The 21,208-nt window shown below is 39.7% G+C and carries 17 protein-coding genes; 1 reads left to right on the top strand and 16 read right to left on the bottom strand.

What is annotated here, in order from left to right; all coding sequences use genetic code 11:
- Positions 1 to 17 precede the first annotated feature (17 nt).
- From HMPREF9009_RS14040 to dnaN, 16 genes are all read right to left on the bottom strand, one after another.
- On the bottom strand, positions 18 to 1,043 hold the full coding sequence (locus HMPREF9009_RS14040; RefSeq protein ID WP_008643382.1) for an acyltransferase family protein: 1,026 nt from the start codon (positions 1,041 to 1,043) through the stop codon (positions 18 to 20).
- Positions 1,033 to 2,160, bottom strand: a complete 1,128-nt coding sequence (locus HMPREF9009_RS14035; RefSeq protein ID WP_008643383.1) for a glycosyltransferase family 4 protein — start codon at positions 2,158 to 2,160, stop codon at positions 1,033 to 1,035. The genes HMPREF9009_RS14040 and HMPREF9009_RS14035 overlap by 11 nt, the downstream gene beginning before the upstream one ends.
- On the bottom strand, positions 2,157 to 3,683 hold the full coding sequence (locus HMPREF9009_RS14030; RefSeq protein ID WP_008643385.1) for an MATE family efflux transporter: 1,527 nt from the start codon (positions 3,681 to 3,683) through the stop codon (positions 2,157 to 2,159). The genes HMPREF9009_RS14035 and HMPREF9009_RS14030 overlap by 4 nt, the downstream gene beginning before the upstream one ends.
- Positions 3,684 to 3,692: 9 nt before the next feature.
- The gene (locus HMPREF9009_RS14025; RefSeq protein WP_008643387.1) at positions 3,693 to 4,841 is read right to left on the bottom strand and encodes a glycosyltransferase family 4 protein; all 1,149 of its coding nucleotides are present in this window, start codon (positions 4,839 to 4,841) and stop codon (positions 3,693 to 3,695) included.
- The gene (locus HMPREF9009_RS14020) at positions 4,838 to 5,845 is read right to left on the bottom strand and encodes an acyltransferase family protein (RefSeq protein ID WP_008643389.1); all 1,008 of its coding nucleotides are present in this window, start codon (positions 5,843 to 5,845) and stop codon (positions 4,838 to 4,840) included. The genes HMPREF9009_RS14025 and HMPREF9009_RS14020 overlap by 4 nt, the downstream gene beginning before the upstream one ends.
- A 92-nt stretch (positions 5,846 to 5,937) precedes the next feature.
- Positions 5,938 to 7,350, bottom strand: coding sequence for an undecaprenyl-phosphate glucose phosphotransferase (locus HMPREF9009_RS14015; protein WP_008643391.1), 1,413 nt, complete (start codon positions 7,348 to 7,350; stop codon positions 5,938 to 5,940).
- Positions 7,351 to 7,369: 19 nt separating this feature from the next.
- Entirely contained in the window at positions 7,370 to 8,503 is a 1,134-nt protein-coding gene (locus HMPREF9009_RS14010; RefSeq protein ID WP_049702518.1) for a chain-length determining protein, read from the bottom strand.
- 12 nt (positions 8,504 to 8,515) lie between these two features.
- Positions 8,516 to 10,930 carry an SLBB domain-containing protein gene (locus tag HMPREF9009_RS14005; protein WP_049702517.1) on the bottom strand — a complete coding sequence of 805 codons (2,415 nt, stop codon included), beginning with the start codon at positions 10,928 to 10,930 and terminating at the stop codon, positions 8,516 to 8,518.
- Positions 10,908 to 11,504: a UpxY family transcription antiterminator gene (locus HMPREF9009_RS14000; RefSeq protein WP_008025447.1), complete on the bottom strand. Its 597-nt coding sequence runs from the start codon at positions 11,502 to 11,504 to the stop codon at positions 10,908 to 10,910. Before HMPREF9009_RS14000 ends, HMPREF9009_RS14005 begins: the two co-directional genes overlap by 23 nt.
- 357 nt (positions 11,505 to 11,861) lie before the next feature.
- Positions 11,862 to 12,806: a tyrosine-type recombinase/integrase gene (locus tag HMPREF9009_RS13995; RefSeq protein WP_008643396.1), complete on the bottom strand. Its 945-nt coding sequence runs from the start codon at positions 12,804 to 12,806 to the stop codon at positions 11,862 to 11,864.
- Between the two features lie 370 nt (positions 12,807 to 13,176).
- A complete protein-coding gene (locus HMPREF9009_RS13990) occupies positions 13,177 to 14,883 on the bottom strand; it encodes a serine protease (RefSeq protein ID WP_049703328.1) in 1,707 nt (568 codons plus the stop codon).
- A gap of 1 nt (position 14,884) precedes the next feature.
- The gene (gene rlmB, locus HMPREF9009_RS13985) at positions 14,885 to 15,628 is read right to left on the bottom strand and encodes a 23S rRNA (guanosine(2251)-2'-O)-methyltransferase RlmB (protein WP_049702516.1); all 744 of its coding nucleotides are present in this window, start codon (positions 15,626 to 15,628) and stop codon (positions 14,885 to 14,887) included.
- 102 nt (positions 15,629 to 15,730) lie between these two features.
- The gene (recN, locus tag HMPREF9009_RS13980; protein WP_008643403.1) at positions 15,731 to 17,392 is read right to left on the bottom strand and encodes a DNA repair protein RecN; all 1,662 of its coding nucleotides are present in this window, start codon (positions 17,390 to 17,392) and stop codon (positions 15,731 to 15,733) included.
- A 26-nt stretch (positions 17,393 to 17,418) separates the two neighbouring features.
- Positions 17,419 to 18,627, bottom strand: a complete 1,209-nt coding sequence (gene coaBC, locus HMPREF9009_RS13975) for a bifunctional phosphopantothenoylcysteine decarboxylase/phosphopantothenate--cysteine ligase CoaBC (protein ID WP_008643405.1) — start codon at positions 18,625 to 18,627, stop codon at positions 17,419 to 17,421.
- The gene (locus tag HMPREF9009_RS13970; protein WP_004316864.1) at positions 18,627 to 19,406 is read right to left on the bottom strand and encodes a 3'-5' exonuclease; all 780 of its coding nucleotides are present in this window, start codon (positions 19,404 to 19,406) and stop codon (positions 18,627 to 18,629) included. The genes coaBC and HMPREF9009_RS13970 overlap by 1 nt, the downstream gene beginning before the upstream one ends.
- 112 nt (positions 19,407 to 19,518) lie before the next feature.
- Positions 19,519 to 20,643, bottom strand: a complete 1,125-nt coding sequence (gene dnaN, locus HMPREF9009_RS13965; RefSeq protein ID WP_004316865.1) for a DNA polymerase III subunit beta — start codon at positions 20,641 to 20,643, stop codon at positions 19,519 to 19,521.
- Positions 20,644 to 20,797: 154 nt separating this feature from the next.
- On the opposite strand from dnaN, the gene HMPREF9009_RS13960 reads away from it, so the two are divergent.
- Entirely contained in the window at positions 20,798 to 21,172 is a 375-nt protein-coding gene (locus tag HMPREF9009_RS13960; protein ID WP_004316866.1) for a DUF3127 domain-containing protein, read from the top strand.
- The last annotated feature ends 36 nt before the right edge of the window (positions 21,173 to 21,208 follow it).

Below are 21,208 nucleotides of genomic sequence, written 5' to 3'. Positions count from 1 at the left end.
CTATCACTGGTCTAAGTTTATTTTCCCAACAAAATGAATGAGGTCCATTTAGAACGCAAGAATAGTTTGACTAGTACGATACAACATATTAATACTGCTAATGATATAGCCGGAGCTAGCAAAAAATTGAAATAGTAAAAGCTAGATGCATCAAATGTTATCACAGATTTAATTATTCTTTCAAGCAAAACAGTCTGTATGACATATATACCCAAAGTATATTGTCCCAACACAGATAGTCTATTTAATAATTTAACATTGGGCAGTTTTGCAAAAATCAGCAATATGAACGACAATATCATTACTGCTCCAGAAATCCCCACACATATTCGATAAAATTCTTTCAACAAACCTTCCAACATCGGTCTCGCTACAGTAGGATCATTCAAAGCCATTAGGAATTTAAAGAAATTAAAAAAAGTATATTTTGCATAATCATAGTCCCACCATTGGAGAAGTACGATGTAAGTAATGGAGGTAAAGAATAATACAGCCGTCAAATGATTCAATAAATAATATTTGTATTTTGCGAAACCTAATCCGACAAAAAAGCATGGCAACATACATGATAGTCCATAAATTGATGTAGCATGAGCTGCTATAAATACAAAAAGAATAGCAAGTAACTTGTTGAAATTCCAAATTTTTTTACTTATAAACAATACTACATAACAAAGAAACAAACATTTTAGAAACCAGATTTCAAATACAAACGTTTTGAATCCTTCTTCCCAGTTATTTAAATGGTTGAATACAATGTCGGTTAGTATAATAAGCCCCCCCCAACTAATGCAAGGAATGATTAACTGCCTAAATTTACTGACTATGAGTTTTTTTAAAGTCTCTCCTTCTATATTTACAGCAAAATATCCAGAAATAATCATAAATAGACTCATGTGAAAAGAATATATATAAAGGAAAACAGGTTTACCTTCACCACTACCCACCTCTGGAATTAAAGATTGTATACAATGCCCCCATAAGACTAAATAGATAGCAACTAATTTTACAAAATCTAATGAATAAATTCGTTTAGTTCCCATATTTCTGGATATATTGCTTAAACTCTTCTTTAAACTTTTTCAAATTATAGGTATTCTGAGCGAACTTTACACATTTCAGACTAAGATTCTCTACTTCTTCATCAGAAAGCTTTTGCACCTTATCTATTGCCAGTTGAATTGACTCCTCGTCCAACCCAGCCAACAGATAACCCATTTCGTCTATTTCGTCAAAAGCAGCCCATCGGGAAACGATAGGGATAATGCCATAATACATGCTTGTAATAACAGAACCTGGCATACCTTCCGTACATGATGGATATATTAAAAAATTACAAGCAGAAACAATGCACATAAACTCTTCTGACGCCACATTCATAAAACCATGGAATATAACATTAGAAGGAAACGAATGGTGATATGCCTTTATAAATTCTTCTTCAATAGAACCGACAATGTGAATTGTTAGCTCCGGATGTTCTTTAAAATAATCAACCACAAGATCGAGACCTTTCAAAATACACCCTCCACCACCTAACCACATATAATCTTTACGATTACTGTAATTTCTAACCAATTCAGTGCATTCTGGACTGAGAACACATGACTGATGAATGGTTACAATCTTATCACGATACTGCTTTGGGTACGTCTCTACAGTGTATTTAGATCCGATTTGGAGTATGGCATCCGCTACTTCAAGATTATCATATTCCACAACAAGTCTATTATATGGATATTTATAGTGATGTTTTTGTGAGAATCCATCCGTTCGGTTTATAATCATTGAATTTTGATGCCCTGAATAAGCACCAGTTGCATAATATATTTTCGTAGCCTCCGGATATTTACGATATGCCTCCACAAATCCCGGCTCAATGCCAAACAATATTTTAAAATTTCGATTAGGCAACTTAGGGTGATTGGAATCAGATAGAAACACGTTATAGCCCAATTCATTAAAGACATTGACTATTTCAATGGTTTCCTGACGAGATTGGTGACCGCGCATATAAGTTTCATTGTCTCTTTTATAAAATACATCTGAAATATAAGAAACATAAACCCAAGGTGCTTCTTTTGATATTAGAGATGTGTATTTTTTATCCACTCCCCAAAACTTATCATAACAACGCCTCAATAAATATCCTAATTTCATTTTCTCAATATTTTAAGATGAATCATACCCACTAAGTATTTCTTTTCATCAATGTTCATACCAACACAAAAAATAATAGCCCCCATTGTACACACACTCAATACACAATACAGTAAAAAGACAACGAACGTATTATTTTGCAAAAATGATATGCCATAAACAAAGACAACACATAAAACAGTGACCAATATTATAGGTCTAAAGATATTTATATAGACTTTAGCCATAGCCAAATTCACAGTTCTGGCCCCTATATAGATTCTTGTTCCGACAACACAAACAGTACAAATCATATAGATAAGAAAGAGCGTCTCAGGATTACATCCCATCTGCAAAAACAGATAGCATAAAGGTATTGTCAACAATTTGGTCACTCCCACGATAGTTTGGAACTTACGAATCCTCCCTGTAGCACCGACAGCTGTAACAAAAGGATTAGAGATACCATCAATAATACAAGCAACCAATACATAGATCAAAAATACAGAGGTAAACGGAGGAACTTCTACTAACCATAAGTTTAAAATATAATCAGCAGCAAACATAATAGGCAAAGATATCAAAAGCAATATATAAGTAGAAAATTTACTACTAGCATACATCAACTTATACATATATTCTTGATTCTCAGCTGCATATTGTTTTGTTATTTGAGGATTTAAGGCCGTTTGCAAATTACCTCTAAACTGGTCTACAGCTCCCTGCACCTGAACAGCAATGCCTCTGGCAGCATTGACAATTGCAGAGAAAAAGCTATTGATCATCATATTGATGCCCGTCGTTACACAAATATCAGCTATAGTTACAAAAAGTGTCCAACCAGAAAAATTCATCATTTCTCTTAACAGCCTGGGTTCTACTTTATTAGATAATAAATGCTTGGTCTCAGAAAAATGCCTTTTGCAATATATATAATATAAAATCAAAATAATCATATTGCTTACCAAAATAAGACTTGCATAGAAAACAAGCCTATCTATAGGTGAAAAAACAATTAATATGGCTATAGATATTTTTAATACTGATTCAAAAAAAGATAGATATGCAAAGAAACTCATATGTTCATGTGCAATAACATCACTATAATAAGCCATTGTCATTGTCTGAATCATACATGACACCAAAGATATCTGATAAACAATGCACGATGCATCCCATCTTTCGGGAGGTACATTCAGGTAATTGTATATATAGAACAATCCCAACGTTTCACCTATTAATAAAATAGCCAAAACAATAGCGAAACTTATTATAAAAGCTGATTTAAAGATTGCAGAGAGTTGTTCCTTATCTTCCTTACCTATGGCAAAAGCCAAATAGCGGTAGTTAGCAGATGCCATAGCTGTTTGAAGAAAAGAAAAAAGTGCCACAATACTTCCTACAACATTGTATATGCCATAATCTTCTACACCCAGATTTTTCAGAATAATCCTTGTTGTAAATAAAGATACTGTCAAAACAACAAACATCCTCAAATACAAGAAGATGGTATTTTTTGCCAGAGACTTTGTTTGACTTACCATTGTATATACTTAAAGCAATGATTTATATACTTGTGCATACTCTGTTGCTGATTTTTCCCAAGAAAACTGGGTGAGTCTCTCATATCCTTTATCTTTAGTCTTTAGCCGTTCTCCTTCAGTCATGTTAAATATATAATCTAATTTTTCTGAAATATCCGAATGACCATTATGCTCATTAAAATAGAAAGCTGCATCACCTCCTATTTCCGGGAAACAAGTTTTATTTGATAAGAGTACTGGACACCCGCAAGAAAAAGCCTCCAATATTGGAAGTCCAAATCCTTCACTCAAAGAAGGGAAGGCATAACATAAGGCATTTGAATACAATCCACTTAATTCTTCTGTAGAAACGAACTTTGCTTGTACTCTATTTGCAATATGCAACTCTTGAAAGAACTTTATCTCTGATTTTGTAAAGTTACATCCTGTACATACAATCTTAACTTCTTTATTTTTTTGCAGAAAGGGAAGGGCGGATTTAATAAAAAAATAAAAGTTCTTATAACCACCTCTTAATCCTACATATAATATATATGGGCATCCTATACTATCTGGATATTTTTTATTATTTACTGAAACTCCTCCCCAATATATAACTGAAATCCGACCTTCCGAAATATTCCAATTTTGCATGACATCTATTTTAGTACTTAAACTTGGAACGACTATATGACTAGCTAAAGGAACCAAACGTTTCCTTCCTTCTTTTTGATAGTCAAATTTATTAAAGTACAAGGGGAAATTTTCTGCTGTAAGATCATGGACTGTTAAAACAAAAGGTTTACGTATATGCTTCAAAAAATAGGTTGAAAAATAGGTCGGATGAAAAACATCATAATCTTCTTTTTTAATTTTCTCTATACTATGATGAAGGTTTATGCTATCTGATGAATTTATCCATCCCCGTTGTGACAAGATATTATAAATTCTCCTCTTTCCCTTAAAAGATACATTTGGTAGAAAATCTGAAAATTGATAGGATATAGGTGAATGATTATTATCTAAATTATATTCCTTTAAGTAAACATTGTCGCTCTCTTTTATTGCTATGTCATATGCTATATCGCTCGGAAAATGAGATATTATTTCTGCCAATCCTCTAGAAATACCTCCAAATTTTTGAATTTGGAATATTTGATAGTCATATAACACCTTCATACGTACAAATTATTTTTAAAAGTCATACATTTCAAAATCCCATTACACACATATTTAATTCCTCCAGACAATCCTAAAGATACAATAAAACAGATAAGAATGTAACTATACGGATTTGTAAAATATGGTTTTAATGATAATAGCACTATAAAATGTATTAAATAAAATTCATAGGATATATTTCCCAATTTCACTAACAAATTAGAACTGATCAGATTCTTGTTAGCGTAACACACACCAACAATTGTTATTGCACCTAACATCATAAGATAAGCAGTAACACTATTTTGTATGTCTAAAACGTTCTCGATATTTAGCAAAATGAGTCCTATCAGTAATAAAGGAAACTTATATAAACTAAATACCATTTCAATTTTATGAATATCACTCATTAGTTTCATAAAGAATGCTGCAATAGAGAAAAAGCCCAAAGTTAAGATGATTGATACATCAACAACTAGCGACAACAGTAGTAACAAGATAAGGCTCCACCAACTAGTATAATTAAAAATAAAGACTACTATAGGCATCAAAAGAAACATTCTCACCTCAACAGTTAAATACCATGATGGTGGTAAGATCAAATCTGGATTACGAGGTAAAAGAATGGAACCCTGTCTTATTAATTCCTCAATATTTATTTTTTGATGCCAAAAAGAATTGCTCCATTCTGTAAATAGTGCTGGATTATAATTAGTACAGGGAGTATAATTAATCAATAACACTGCTAAAAGCAAAGTTATTATATATGGAGGATATATTTTTATACATTTCTTTAATATGCCATTTAAATATGTTTTTCGTTGCAGTCGTTCCTTCTTATAATAATATATACCACTGATAGCAAAAAATATATAAACAGCACATTTTCCATCAAAAAATAAATGCATAGGAGATTCCATTAAATAGGTTACAAATGTAGATTTGAACATACATAATGAATGAGAAAGAAATACAACTATTGCACATATTCCCCTTAATGATTGTATGCTGCTATTTCTCATTAAAGTATTTTTAGGAGTTTATGAAACAATAAAAGTCTCACTTTAAAAGTGATAATGAAGCCATAATTGGTACACTCACATTAATTAACACCCTAATATGCATTCTTTTCTCCCATCACCACATTCGCTATAGTCTTATAAATGATATATATATCAAGCAGCATTGTCCAATGCTCCATATACCAGATATCAGCCTTAACACGTTCCTCCATCTGTGAGAGTTCTCTCGTTTCACCACGGAAACCATGCGTTTGAGCCCAACCGGTTACTCCAGGTTTTATAAAGTGCCGCACCATATATTTATCAATCAAACGGGCATAAGTCTCTGTATGGGCCAACATATGTGGACGGGGACCAACTATCGACATATCACCCTTAAAGACATTGATAAACTGAGGAAGTTCGTCTATATTAGAACGACGGAGAAAGTTCCCAAAACGAGTTTTTCGGGGATCATCAACTGTAGCCTGTTTACTGTCAGCTTCATCATTCACTTTCATAGAACGGAATTTATAACACACAAAATCCACACCGTTCAAACCCGTACGCATTTGCTTAAAGAATACAGGACCGGGAGAAGTCAACTTTATAATACTTCCAACTATGAGATAAATAAAGGGAAAAACAGTAACCAGAAAAAGACCGGAGAAAACAACATCAAATATCCGCTTCAATATACGATTCTCCATCTTACCCAAAGGCTCATAACGCAGATTCAAAATAGGCATATTGCCAACCATACTGTGCCAAATACGACGAGGAAAACCTTTACATACATTAGGAACGCCATGAAAATAAAGCAAATGGTTTTCACAATGATTCATAATAGAAAAATTATAGCGCCCCTCCTCCATCGACAAAGAACAAAAAACATGCTTGATATCCGGGTGTGCGGACATAAAATCTGAAAAACCGTCAGGATTACCTAGATAAGCGCATTGCGACGAAAGGGCATCATTCGGTTTTATATCAAAATAGCCCACAACCTCATACAGCGAAGACGCCAGGGAATTCTCCATCTCCTCATACAAAACCTGCATATTATTGCCTCCACCTATAAAAACAGCGTAACGTCTATGCTTGCCCTTAGCACAATAGACTATCAGAAAATGACGGATAATAATGCGATAAATACTTAAGATGACAAAGAGGAAAGAAAAATAAGCGACAAAAAAAAGAGGAGAATAAATAGATATTCCACTAAAAGTCATGATACATGCCCAAAAGATGAAGAACGCTATAATATTCTTCAATACACGCAATACAAGTTGATCGGGACGAATTCCCCGACTGTCCCAAACCCTCCCGCGGGAGCCCGAACAGGCCAGATAACAGAGACTTAACGAAGTCATCATCCATGAGCCCCTGCAAGAGAAAGGTAAAGAAGCAAAAGCTTCTTCCCAAAAGAAAAGAAGAAAGAACAATACCAGATTCAGAATGACCAGATCTCCCAGAACTGCTACAAATTCTATAAATTTATTGATTTGACTGGTGGTTGATACCATATCACATTAAGGATTGATTTTAGGCACATACTTCTTTGAACTTATTCAGAAAATCTTTCCCGAATAAATTCCAAAAGATAACAATACAAACTGCAAGGAAGACAAATGCTAGAACATATATTTTCTTGCTAGTTCCTGAAGGTTCCAATGGTACCACAGCAGGCTCTACAACAGCAAACACAGGTTTTTCCTCCTGAACTTTAGCTCTGGCAACCTGAAGCTGACTGGCAACCTGACTGTATACCTGATAAGCAAGGCTCATATCATTCTGCAAACGTTCCTGTTCAGCACGAACACTCTGCAAAATTAGGTTATCATGAGAATCCAGATAATCGGCATATTTCTTCTGAGCGATATAATATTCTTGCTGACGTTCTTTGAAAAGTTTCTCCAAATAAATACAATCCTCTTTCGCCTTGAAAGTGCGGTAGTCTATAATGTATTCCTGCAGTTTCTTCACTACGGAATCGGCTACGACTGCAGCAATCTTAGGATCCTGAAAAGTTGCAGTAACGGAAGTCATTGAGGTTTTCTTATCCACAGAAGCGGTTATCACTTTCTTCAGAGTCGCAATTTTCCTCGAATCTTGCTTTGAAAGTTCAATTGCGCCCTGACTTGTTTTATCAAAAGATGCAATTTCATCTTCCTCAGTAAACAGGGACTTTACTCCACCAATTACCATTCCAGGAAACCCGATTACATAACTCCACCAAGGAGATGTTTCTTCATCTAAATAAGTGTTCAATGTCATGACTTCATTCTTTGTTACCGGTATCTCCATTGCAGAAAGCTCCAGTAAAAAAGGAGTAGAAGAAACAATATCAGCTGACAAGGAAGCATTCAAGGCATCAGTACCATCTCCCATAGTAACCCCACTTCCTAAAAAAGATGCAGCTAATCCGGATAAACCACCAGCTTTATCATTACCCATTTCTGGAGAAAGAGTAACTTCAACCGTATACTGCTTAGGGATACTTATCGCAACAATAACACCAATTATTAGTCCGATACCGGCAGCTTTATAGATCTTCTTACGAATACCTATAACCTTACGAAGAAGATCCATCAAATCAATTTCGATCTCTTCATCCACATGATTATTCCGCTTTAGTTTTATCTCTTTTCCAGATTCTTGTTCAATCAGAGTAGCCATAAAAGGTATTCGTTATTTCTTTATTAAGTTAGCAATAGAAGCAACCATCATTCCCAAAGTGCTGAATGTAGTAGCATAACCTAGAATATTTCCTATATTAGTCTTCTTCTTTGCTTTACTAGGAACAATTATCTCACAACCAGGTTCGATCTGTTTCTTACCACTACCTTTCACCTTAGTCACCTGACCATTCATATAAACGATGAATTTCTTACTCTTCTTCGCATTTTCAGAATAACCACCAGCTTGGTTCAGGTAATAATCTACATTCTCACCCTTTATATAAGAAACGGTATTCGGGACCATTACGGCACCATTAATTGTAATCGTATTATTATTTTTCGGAATAGAAATCACATCACCCTCACGCAAGACAATATCTGCTGTACTACCAGGGTTAGCTAATGCTTTCTCCAAGTCAATACCAACACTAAAGGTATCTTCCACACGGACACCTAAAGAGTCCATCATAGCTTCACCCAACTGTCGACTCATCAAACGGATTACATCACCCATGCGTTTCTTTTCACTTGCATTGGCTACACGAGTCAGTTTGGCACCACGTAAGTAGGCATAATTCGTTGCACCTCCAGCTTTATTGATTAAGTCCGAAAGACGTTCTTCACGACTAGTCATTGCATAAGAGCCTCCAAACAAGATTTCACCTTCAACAACCACATTCTGTTGGGCCTGATAACCCGGACTGCGGCGAACATAAACCTCATCATAAGGTTGAAGTACAAAACCTGGTGTGCCGTCAACGACAAAACCTTCTTTCAGGGAGAATGTATACGTCCGACCGATAGTATCATTATCCATTGTACTATGGGGATTCCTGATTCTACGCGATACATCCACACGAACAACAGAAGCGGCTTCACGCAAGCCTCCGGCCTGAATGATCAAGTCTTCAAGGGTCATATTATCCGCATAAGGATAAGAATCAGGTTTGGCTACTTCACCGTGGATTACAACATCTCCCCTATCTTCCAAATCATGGATACTCGGAATATAAAGGATGTCGTTTCTCACCAGGATGATGTTTTGGGAAGTACCGTCCATGATGGCTTTGATGTCTACTGGAACAACTTCGGTAGTCAAATCCTCACGCTGACGGTAGAGAACGGCACGGTTCAAGAAAGCATCACCGGTCAAGCCTTGGGCTTCGTTCACCAGTTCACGGACGGTATTCAGTTTACCGTTTAGCTGGTAGATACCGGGACGGTAAACGGCACCACGAATTTCAAGCTTATTGATAAAGCGGTTAAGGATAGCCTCGGCAGTCACAACATCACCATTCCGCATTTTATAGACACTATAATCAAGGTCTTTGACTGTATTTACTTCATACTCCTGTCCGTTTTGGCGTACGACACGTAAGGAACGAGTATAGGCATCGGCGTCAAAGCCACCGGCATAGCTGATAAGAGTAGATAGACTCTCATCCTTTTTCATTTCGAAACGCATCGGGCGTTTCACTTTTCCATCGACCTTAACCAAGATATCATAGGCAGGGACTATTACTACATCGCCCTCCTGAAGACGGATGTCATCCTGAATGTTGCCTTTCATGATAAATTGGTAGACATCGATTGTGGCGATGTTCTTACCGTTACGTACCAGCTGAACATTGCGAAGGCTACCTATGTCACTCACACCTCCTGCACGGTAAAGTGCATGGAAGACAGTAGAAAAGGAAGAAAGAGAGTAAGTGCCCGGTTGGACTACTTCACCCATCACATTGATTTGAATAGTACGGATGCTACCCAAAGTCAGACGGATGTCAGAAGTGGGGTCATTCGTATTATTAAGACCATTATATATCTTGTTTAATGTTTTCTTGAGATAGTCATTGGCTTCAGAAATAGTCAGACCGTTCAGGTTGACGGGACCTATTTTCTGAATGTTAATCGTGCCATCAGGAGAAATCTGTTGGCGGATAGTGTTCTGGCTGGCTCCCCAGATGTCGATAATCACTTCATCACCGGGACCGAGACGATAATTTAAAGGGGTGGCGATGTTGACACTGGGTTCAAAAGTCAGGTTACGGGTATTGAAGATGTTACGTCCGAAAACCTGATTACTACGTGCAAGATCTTGAGTACTCGGATGGTCTTCCAGCATATCGGAAGTGTTCTCCTTCATTTCTTCACGAAGACGGGATTCATTGACGTCCGTACCGGTAGCGTTGGAAGCATTGACGTTGTTCTGCTGCTCATAAAGCTGCTTCACACGCATAGCCTGTTCTTTGGTCACGCCCTTACGTGCAAGTTCAGAGGCTAATTGTTTTTGTTCTTTCCCTTGTCTAATCCCCTCTTTGACATACTCCAATACTTGAGAATCGCTCATATTTTGAGCCATTAAAGGAGAAAAAACTCCTAACAGTAGAATAAATAGAAATACGTTAAAGTTTTTTTGTGTCGTCATTACTAATCTTTGTAGGTTCTACATAACCGATTGGCATATCTACACAAGCACAGCCAAGCATATTTAAACGAACGGCAATCTTACTCTTACCCCCGACAGTCACGAGTTCGCCAACAAGGCCGCTCAAAGGACCTTTTATCACACGAACTTTCTCACCACGCGCCAGTGGAGTATCATTCATACAGACTGCTTCTTCGGAATAATCGAGCATGAAACGGAAACGCGCCATCTGCTCGTCAGGAATAACGGCAGGAGTGCTTTCACCACGCATCACCATATAACGGCTAACCGTGGAGAAGCTTAGGACTTCCATACGCTCTTTTGGATTGACATGAACAAAAACCATCATTGGAAGCAATACTGTATCAACCATCTTTCGACGGTCGCTCCATTGATGAATTTGTTGCTGAACGGGAACAAAAGAATCAATTCCCATCTTAGATAAACGCTCGGATACTTTCTTCTCGTGATGCATTCGAACGAGTGCTACATACCAGCGTTTTGAGTGTGCTACGCCTTCCCCTGTCCCACTAATAGGCCCGGCATTTACTGATTTTGGTTTCGTTAAAATCATATTTTTTTACCCCATGTTATTCCGTTACTTCTTAGGTAACGGATAACACACATATAGGATACACATAGCAGTGAAAAAAGGAAAAAAATCGATTATGAGGGAATATAAAAGCGGGTACCTAACATTCAATATAAGACTTTTTTGAATTTAGGTAATAAAAATCCCTTGAGCATGAAGGCGTTATCTTTCATGTTCAGATAGATTCATGTTGCATATTTGAGAGAAAAAGGAAAAAAAGAAGTTTTTTGCTTGTTTGCTATTAATATTTTTACCTATCTTTGTAGCGAATATATTTCCGTTACCTAAGAAGTAACACCAGCATTAAGTCCCTAATCCATAATGCTTTAATAATATTAATCAGAACATTTTAAAACTACATACGTAAGAATAATTCAATTTATTAACCCTTGTTCTTTCTTCCAATTCGAAACCCTTTAAATATATCTGTGTTGTTTTAATAGATTTGTGCCCTAATGATTCGCTAATCATCTCGATAGGAACACCTCTGTACTTGGCAGTCGTAGCCCAAGAATGACGAAGCGTGTAAGACGTGACGGATGAAGATATCCTTAATTTTCTGGACAGGCTTTTCAAATCATTATTGAAACGTCTCAAGGCTGACTGATATTCACGATAAGCCTCCTCTTCATCTCTCTTATATGCTCCGCTTAATATCCGAAAAAGATAATCAGGATAATCGGGACTCCGCGCATCGGTTTTATTGTATAATCCCCCGATTGCATTGTGCGCTGACTCCAGCACTTCTATACTCATAGGAGTACCGGTCTTGAGACGGTTGTACTTTAAAAGACCTTGTTTCAAATTGGACTTTTCCAGATGGGCCAAATCAGAAAAAGGCATTCCACAAAACTGAAATAACAGATTGGCAATGGCCTGTGTCCGGCGAAGTTTTTCCGATTGAGGATCTTTGTTTAGTAACATGTGAAGTTCACCGATCGGGATGGCTTTCTTCTGACGTGTGTCCACCCCGGTAAATACATCCCGGAACAAGCCATGTACATAAGGAGCCTGATGCGTATCGACTCCGCGATTGTAGATACTACGAAGCATACGCATATACGTAGAAATCGTATTAGGCTTCAAACGGGAAGCCAACAGATAGTTGCTATACCTCTTTAGAGTTTCGCGGTTTATCCTACTAAAGGTAATGGATTGGGTCCCACAAAACTGCGAAAAAGAACGAATAGCGTGTTTATACACGTGGGCCGTAGAATAACGACCCTCTTGTCGCAAACAATCGATGTAATTGTTTGCACAAATAGTAAATCGATTTTTTTCCATAAATTATAACTTATCTCATAAGTGTTATTAAAAAACGTGCGGAATATAGTAAGATTATAGATAAAATGAAGCACATTTTTAAATTTAGTCGCTGTTTTAGATGGAAAATCGAATAATTTCTAAAAAAAATAAGTGAAGCCATGCAGTATTTTCAATAAGCGTGCATTTAACTTATAAAAGAGGGGAAAAAGGGAAATCAAACCATATATCATTAAAACCTACAACCTGAGCTTAACAAGTGAAGTGGGGAAAAATAAAAAAAAGAGAGAGAGTTTTTTATACAACGTCCCCAAAAACGAGGAATCCCTGCCAATTTTCGAGTTGGCAGGGATTCATTTTTACTTATGTTGTTTTTCGAAGAGGCAATCTCTTACTTGCAGTATTTGGTAATCAGCTCATCTACATTCGGATCACCCAGTTCTTTCGCTTTCTTAAAGTTGCCGCAAGCTTCATCTGTCTTCTTCAACTGTATCTGGCAAAGCCCCAACAAGCGGTAAGCCTCGGCATATTTAGGATCAGCCTTCAATATATTATTCAAAATCTGAATAGCTTCTTCATAACGTCCTACACGCAGGTTTACAACGGCATGTTCCGCCTGATAGGTCAGGTCTGTCGGATTCATTTCGATCGCTTTAACTATATCATCCAAGGCGCGCTGGAATTGGCGTGCTTTCAAAGCGGCCTGTTCGCGATAGTAATAGAATACGTCGTTCACCTCTCCTTTGACTGCTGTATGATAAGCATCATAATCGAGCATCGCATTCCGTGGCTGGCCGGCATTCATGTTCATCTGCGCACGTTCCAACAAATATGGAGCAAAATCTGCTGTGATCGGTTGAGGGCAACGAGCAATACAGCTATCCATTAAAGCTACAACTTCTTTCGGGTCACCTTTCGCCAGTTCCTTCGTCTTGGCAGCACTAAAGAAAGTGGCCGGAGAAGCAATGTTGCTGGCATTTACCTTTTCATAAGCTGCCAAAGCACCGGCATAATCTTGCTGGGCAAACAGTATATCGCCTTCCATTTGAATATAAATAGGCAGCGGATCAATGGCGATTGCCTGACGAACATTCTGCAAAGCAGTGTCATACGTCCAGTCTTTATACGTTTTTTCCGGCTTCGACAATTGATAAGCATACATCAGCTTACCTATATTATAATATACATCATCTTTTTTCTGGGCTACTTTCAAAGCTTGATTAAAGTCGGCAACTGCTTTATCATACCAAGTCTGATCGTCCTTACCTTTAGCTGCATAATAATTGGCACGACGAAGATAACCATCCGCATTGGCAGGGAACTGACGGATGAAATCATCCAACAGCTTTTCGTAATCGTCGCCCGACAGGCTCGAAGATGCCATAAACAAGTACACTAATGCCTGGTCTTCCGTTTCGGGCAGGCCTTTCCGGATGCCAATCTTTTTCAAAGCAGCGTCTCCCAAAGAAAGAGCACTGATTTTCTGTGCCATAGCAAAAGCTGCTCCTGCCGCATAGCAAGTGGTCACCGTATCGATGCCGGATGACTTCTGCGCAATGCCAAATACCTGACCTTCGGCATTCATCACCGGACAGCTCACCATCTTATCTTTCATCTGCATCCCCAATGTATAGTAATGATATTCTCCGGCTACTTTGGAGACATCTTTCACTTTACCAGTAACGCAAGCAATACTTTTCTGTGTAGAATAAGGAAGCATCCACGCATCGGCTCCCACTGCCGGAGCTGTTTTAGCCACAATGAGCGCAGGCACTTTCTTCTCGGTGATAGCCACACGGAACTTAATGACATCATACATATCATTCGCTCCAAGTATCAGGCTAACCGGCATCTGCTTGCCTTCGGAAGTGATAACCACTGCACGTTCGGCTCCTTTAAAAAGAGTATAATCTGATAAAGCCAATCCATCTTCGGATACAAAAAATCCGTTTCCGGTATTCAGCATTTTATCATTCTTGTCATAAGTCACCACAGAGAAGACTGCACGTTTTGCCTTCTCTACCCATTTGGGAGTTTGCGCCATGCTTCCCTGCATCAGGAAGAAAAGCAGTAAAGGTAGAATTAAAATCTTCTTCATATCAGTCATTATTTCTTTGTTTCACAGCTTCGTAAACCAGGATACCGGCAGCCACGGAAACATTCAGAGATTCGATGGTGCCCAGCATCGGGATTTTCACCCATTCGTCGCAGAGCGCAAGGTTTTCATAAGAAACTCCCGTATCCTCCGCTCCCATAATGATGCACAGCGGTCCTGTATAATCGGCTTTTGTATAGTCGTAATCTCCCTTCTCGGTAGCAGCTACAATGCGGAAACCACTGTCTTTCAGATATTGCAGCGTTGAACGAAGGTTCTGCTCACGACACACAGGCAGCGTGTGCAGCGCTCCTGCCGATGTTTTCACGGCATCAGCATTGACAGATGCACTCCCGCGGGCAGGAATAATCACTGCATCGACAGCTGCACATTCGCAGGTACGGGCAATGGCTCCGAAATTACGTACATCGGTCACTCCGTCCAGCATAACAAAAAATGGATTCTTCCCTTGTTCGAACAAGAAAGGAACAAGATCTTCCGTTTTCTGATAAGTCACAGAAGAAATGAAAGCAATCACTCCCTGATGATTTTTCCGGGTAATGCGGTTAATACGTTCTACCGGAACACGCTGAACCGGTATCATCAGCCCTTTCAAAGCAGCAAACAATTCTTTGGAAAGATCACTCTGAATGTCTTTCTTTACCAGAATTTTATCAATCTCTTTACCTGCCTGAATGGCTTCTATCACGGCACGAACACCGAAAATCATTTCACTTTTATCCAACATCTATTTGATTTACTATTTTACTATTTACAATTTACTACTTATCAGTTACCGCTTAACAATTCACTACCTCAACTACTTTGAATGAATCAATTTAGCCATTAATTACTTAGCATCAAGCAGGGATTTGGCATTGCTAAGGGCGGCCTCGGTCAGAGTGGCGCCACTAAGCATGTGAGCTATTTCCTCTACTCGTTCTTCATCGGTGAGACGGCGGATATGACTGTTTGTTTCCGTATCGCTGTCTTTCTTATATACTTTATAATGTGCACGTCCGCGGGCAGCAATCTGCGGCAAGTGGGTGATGCTGATTACCTGACGGTTCCGGTCACCCATTTCCTGCATCATGTCCGCCATGCGGTCGGCTATTTCACCGGAGACGCCGGTATCTATTTCATCAAATACGATAGTCGGCAGTTTCACGGCTCCGGCAATCAATGCTTTGATAGAAAGCATAACACGGGCAATTTCACCTCCCGAAGCTACGGAAGAGATATTTTGCAAAGTACCGTTCTTATTAGCAGAAAACAGGAAGTTGACTGTATCTTCTCCTTGCAATCCCGGCTCTTTCTTCAGTCCCATTTCGATCTGGAAACGAACATTCGGCATCCCCAACGGAATCAAGCGGGCAGCCAATTGCTTTTCCACTTCACGCGCAGCTTTCGTACGGGCTTTGGTGAGCAGTTCTGCTTGTTGTTTCACTTGCTTATATTGTTCCTCTTTACGAGCGGTCAGCTCGGCAATACGCTCATCGTATGAAGTGATGTCGGACAATTTGCTACGATATTCATCCGTCAACGCTATCAACTCGTCAAGAGTCTGTACCCGGTGTTTCTGTTGCAGGGAATAAATCAGATTCAGCCGTTCGTTCACTTCTTCCAGGCGGACCGGATTAAATTCAACGGAATCACTTTGCGAAGAGACTTCGTGCGAAATATCTTTCAATTCGATATAGGCGCTCTCCATACGTTCGGTAAGTTCCTTAGCGGGCTGATAGACTCTTTGCAGGCTATTCAGCGTATTCAGACTATCTTTCAGGTAAGAAAGCAATCCACCTTCATCCGAGACAAATGACTGTTCTACCCGGTAAAGTCCGGCTTTAATTTCCTCCGCATGACTTAGTGTTTCGGCTTCCTGCTCCAATTCCTCTTGCTCTCCTTCTACAAGATGGGCCTCTTCGAGCTGTTCAAGTTGGAAACGGATATAATCTTCATCAGAACGGCTTTTCTCTGCCAGTGACATTAATTCAGCCAGTTCGCGTTCTGTCTGCTTCCATTCGCCATAACGCAGATGGTATTTCTCCAATGCTGCATCATTATGTGCCAGAATATCAAGCACGTTCAACTGGAATCCTTCTTTATTAAGTAACAGATTCTGATGTTGAGAATGTACATCTATCAATTGTTCGCCCAGCTCTTTCATTTGTGCCAGTGAAGCGGGAGTATCATTGATGAATGCTCTGCTTTTACCGGAAGCCTGTACCTCACGACGCAAAATACACTCTTCATCATATTCCAATTCGTTTTCTTCAAAAAACGGACGCATACCGTAGGCAGCAATATCGAACCGTGCCTCTATAATACATTTGGAAGCTCCGCGACGAATCGCTTTCACATCGGCACGTTGCCCCAGCAGGAGCCCGATCGCTCCCAGAATAATTGATTTCCCGGCTCCCGTTTCACCTGTTATAACGGAAAAGCCTGTTTCAAAACTGATATCCAGTTTTTCTATCAATGCGTAATTCTGAATGTATAGTGAACGTAACAAATTAATTAAAAATTAAAATTTGAAAATTAAAAATTGGGAGACAGGGTAGCTACCAGACAATCAATGATGTCTTGAGCTACTTCTGTTTTCGACTTCAGAGGATAGTCTGTACGACCTTTCCTGTCGATTATACTTATCTTATTGGTATCATGGCGGAAACCGGCTCCTGCATCATTCAACGAGTTGAGCACAATAAAATCGAAGTTCTTGCGTTCGAGCTTTCCTTCGGCATTCTGCTGCTCATTATTGGTTTCGAGCGCAAAGCCAACCAGGCATTGTTGTTTTCTTTTTATGGCTCCTAAAGAGGCAGCAATATCTTGTGTTGCCCGAAGATGCAGGGTCAGTTCTTCTTCTTTTTCCCGCTTAATCTTCTTATCGGCTACTGTTTCCGGACGATAGTCGGCTACTGCCGCACAAAGAATACCTGCATCAGCATCTGGGAAATGAGCCTGCGCTGCTTTGTACATTTCTTCAGCAGATTCGACATCGACACGGATGATACCAGAATGTTGCGTTTTGAGTTGCACAGGGCCTGTAATCAAGGTCACTTGTGCTCCGCGACGGGCACATTCTTCTGCCAACGCGAATCCCATCTTTCCGGACGAATAATTGCCGATGAAACGCACCGGGTCTATCTTTTCGTAAGTCGGTCCGGCGGTAATCATCACTTTCTTTCCGGACAGTTCGTCACTCGAAGCAAAGAATTCATCCAATACCCGGATGATATTCTCCGGCTCTTCCATTCGCCCCTTCCCTACCAGATGGCTGGCTAGTTCTCCTGTCCCCGGCTCGATAATATGATTACCATAGGAACGCAGAATATCCAGATTTTTCTGGGTGGCAGGATGAGCAAACATATCGAGGTCCATTGCCGGAGCAACAAACACGGGAGCTTTTGCTGAAAGATAAGTGGTTATCAGCATATTGTCGGCTATTCCGTTGGCCATTTTACCGATGGTAGAGGCAGTGGCCGGCGCAATCAATACGGCATCCGCCCATAAACCGAGATCAACGTGGCTATTCCACGTTCCGTCACGTTGGGCAAAAAACTCACTGATGACCGGTTTGCTGGTCAAAGCCGAAAGAGTGATCGGAGTAATAAATTCTTTTCCCGCCGGAGTAATTACGACCTGCACTTCCGCTCCTTGTTTTATCAGTCCGCGAATGATATAGCACGCCTTATACGCGGCAATACTGCCGGTAATTCCAAGAATTATTTTCTTTCCTTTTAGCATTATTTTGTAATCAAATTACTCATTTCACGCAAGCGGATTTTTGTCAATGCCGCCTTGGTGTTCAGCGTGAAGTCACTATTCAAAATCCAACTGTAATATCCGGGATCTTTCTTCAAAACCTCGGCAACAGACATTCCCTTATATTTTCCGAAGTTGAACACTTCTACTCCGTTATCATCGTACACCATGCGTCCGGCAAAATCGACATTCTTGCTGAAACTTGAATAATCTGCCAGGAACGCAATATCATTCTGAAGATCGGAGTAACGGTCAAGCTGCGCTTTCAACACTTCGTAAGTAGCTCGTGTATCTGCTTCGGCAGTGTGTGCATCTTCCAAATTCTTGTCGCAATAGAACTTGTAGGCAGCAGACAGGGTGCGTTGTTCCATTTTGTGGAAGATGACCTGTACGTCTACAAATTTACGTTTTGTCATATCAATATCTACTCCGGCACGAAGAAATTCTTCGGCAAGAACAGGAATATCAAAACGATTGGAATTAAATCCTGCCAAATCGCAACCTTCAATGTCTCGGGCTATGTTTTTCGCTACTTCTTTAAAAGTAGGACAATCTGCTACGTCGGCATCATAAATACCATGTATAGCAGAGGATGCTTCCGGAATATGCATTTCAGGATTGATACGTAATGTCTTTGCTTCTTCATTTCCATTCGGATATACTTTCAGATAGCAAATTTCAACAATTCGGTCTGTGTTGATATTGGTTCCGGTTGTTTCTAAATCAAAAAAAACAATGGGATTTTTCAGGTTTAATTTCATTTCTGTTTATTTTATTGAGTCACCACAGAGGACGCAGAGGACACAGAGGGTTATTTAATAAATATTCAAATTTATCCTCTGTGTCCTCTGCGTCCTCTGTGGTGAATTTACATTAATCATTTAGCATCATCGGCATCAGCAGCATCAGCAAGTCTTCGTTTTCTTCCTGCTCTACCGGGATGATTACTCCGGCACGTGAAGGATCTGCAAGTTCGATGACTACTTCATCTGCCGAAATATTGTTCAGTATGTCGATAAGGAACGTCGATTTAAAACCGATACTCATTGCAGCACCTGCATACTGGCAAACTTGTGTTTCTTCGGCAGAAGTAGAGAAATCAATATCTTGTGCGGAAATCACAATCTGGTTTTCCTGCATACGAAGTTTAATCAAACTGCTGGCTTGTGACGAGAAGATAGACACACGGCGCAAAGCTCCTACCAATTGTTGGCGGTCTACGGTCACTTTGTGCGGGTTGTTTTGTGGAATTACCGAGTTGTAGTTCGGGTAACGTCCTTCAATCAGGCGGCAAACCATCCGGTAGCTTTCAAGCATGAATACAGCGTTGCGTTCGTCAAATTCGATGGTCACTGCGCCTTGTTCTTTCGGCAAAAGATTCTTTAGCAATGTAGCCGGTTTCTTCGGAAGGATGAAGGCTGCACGCTCGTTGCCTTTGGCTGCCAACGTTTTGCAACGTACCAGTTTATGACCGTCCGAAGCAACCATTGTAATGTCTTCTGTTGTAATATCGAAATAAATACCGTTCATCACCGGACGAAGTTCATCATCGGCAGTAGCAAACACCGAACGGTTGATACCTCCCAGAAGTACGCTTGCTTCCATTTCCACGCGGACAGCATTATCCCCCAGTGTAGCCGATTGCGGGAATTCATCCGCATTCTGCCCCATCAGGCTGTATTTTCCGTTCTGGTACTGCACCGTTATTTCATAATTATCCGGATTGATATCGAATGTGAGTGGTTGTTCCGGAATTTCTTTCAGTGCGTCAAGCAATGTTTTCGCTACTACGGCAAAACGCCCGTTCGTATCGCTTTCATTCACTTCTACGGTAGTCACCATCGTTGTTTCACTGTCGGATACAGTCACAGACAAAGTTCCGTCTTCCAGTTCGAAGAGGAAACAATCGAGAATTGGCAGCGCATTTTTTGAATTAATAACACGGCTGATGGCCTGTAAATGGCTGGAAAGAGCAGTACTTGAAACGATAAATTTCATATATTTTCGTGTATTTAAGTTTTAAATGTTCTATCGCACAAAGTTACGAAAAAAGATTTGGGCTGCCCAATAAAAACAAAAGAAAAAAACAGGTATTGTGCGAGGGATATTACTAAAAAATTGTAACTTCGCCGCAGAATTTAAAATTATCGCAATGGAATTTACAGGAAAAATCATCGCTATCCTCCCCCCGAGAGGCGGAGTTTCAAAAACTAGCGGCAACGAGTGGAAATCACAAGAGTACGTTATCGAAAACCACGACCAATATCCACGTAAAATGTGCTTCGACGTATTTGGCGCAGACAAAATCGAGCAGTTCAACATTCAAATGGGCGAAGAATTGACTGTATCATTCGACGTTGACGCCCGTCAGTGGAATGATCGCTGGTTCAATAGTATCCGCGCATGGAAAGTAGAGCGTGTTAGCACAGGTGCTCCAATGGCTTCCGGTTCTCCCGTTCCTCCTCCAGCTCCGTCGGCTATGCCGGAATTTACTCCGGGCGATGCCAAAGACGATCTGCCATTCTAAACCGAAAGTCATTCGTTCGATGAATAAGCATAAAAA

Source organism: Bacteroides sp. 3_1_13 (genome assembly GCF_001185845.1).
In the GTDB taxonomy this organism is placed as follows: domain Bacteria; phylum Bacteroidota; class Bacteroidia; order Bacteroidales; family Bacteroidaceae; genus Bacteroides; species Bacteroides xylanisolvens.
Note: the sequence above shows the minus strand (reverse complement) of the source record. Positions and strands in the feature narration are given on the sequence as shown.